The 1,092-nt window shown below is 69.6% G+C and carries 1 protein-coding gene; it reads left to right on the plus strand.

Translation table 11 applies throughout. The features are described 5' to 3' along the window. Positions 1–1,092 (plus strand): efflux RND transporter permease subunit (locus tag ALA01S_RS31150; protein ID WP_169806061.1); only part of this gene is annotated, 1,092 nt, incomplete at both ends.

The following is a 1,092-nucleotide window of genomic DNA, read 5'->3' on the forward strand; positions in this document are numbered from 1 at the left end:
CCGATGGCGCTGACCATCACCTTCGCCATGGCCGGCTCGCTGCTGCTGTCGCTCACGCTGGTGCCGGTGCTCGCCGCGCTGATCCTCAAGCCCAAGGAGGAGCGCGACACTTTCCTGGTGGCGCGGGCCAAGCGGCTGTACCTGCCGCTGCTGGACTGGGCCCTGGAGCGCAAGCGCCTGGTGGTGGGCTCGGCCGTCGTGCTGCTGCTGGCCTCTCTCGCACTGTTCCCGTTCCTGGGCAAGGAGTTCATGCCGCAGCTGCAGGAGGGCTCGATCATGTTCCGCGTCACCGGCATCCCCTCCACGTCGCTGGAGGAGTCGATCCGGGTGTCGAAGGCGGTGGATGGCGAGCTGCGCCGGCAGTTCCCGCAGGTCAAGACGGTGCTGGCGACCATCGGCCGCGCCGAGAAGGGAGAGACCGCCGACGTCAACTACATGGAGGTGCTGCTGGAGCTCAAGCCGCAGGGCGAGTGGCCGGAGAAGCTGTCCTACACGGCCCTCGGGCGCCAGATGCAGGAGTCGCTGGAGGAGACCGTGCCCACGGCGGTGTTCGGCGCGACGCAGCCGATCCAGATGCGCGTGGAGGAGCTGATCTCCGGCGTGCGCGCGACGCTGGCCTTGAAGCTCTACGGCGAGGACCTGGGCACGCTGGACCGGCTCACCGGCCAGATCCAGTCCGCGCTCAAGACCGTGCCCGGGGTGGCCGATCTCGCGGCCGAGGCCAACAAGGGCAAGCCGCAGCTCGTGGTCAAGGTGGACCGCCCCGCGGCGGCCCGCCTGGGGCTCAACGCCGACAACATCCTGGAAGTGGTGCAGTCGGGCATCGGCGGCAGCACCGTCTCGACGCTGATCGAGGGCACGCGCCGCTTCGACATCGCGGTGCGCCTGGCCGACGACTACCGCTCGTCGCCCTCGGCCATCGCCGCGATTCCCATCCGTACCAGCAGCGGCGCCCTGGTGCCGTTCTCGCAGGTGGCCAGCATCGAGCTCGACGAGGGCTACTCGTTCGTGCGCCGCGAGGCGCTGCAGCGCTACGCGGTGCTGCAGATGGACGTGCAGGGACGCGACGTGGACAGCTTCGTCAAGGAGGCC

The organism is Azohydromonas lata NBRC 102462, assembly GCF_001571085.1.
Classification (GTDB): Bacteria; Pseudomonadota; Gammaproteobacteria; order Burkholderiales; family Burkholderiaceae_C; genus Azohydromonas; species Azohydromonas lata.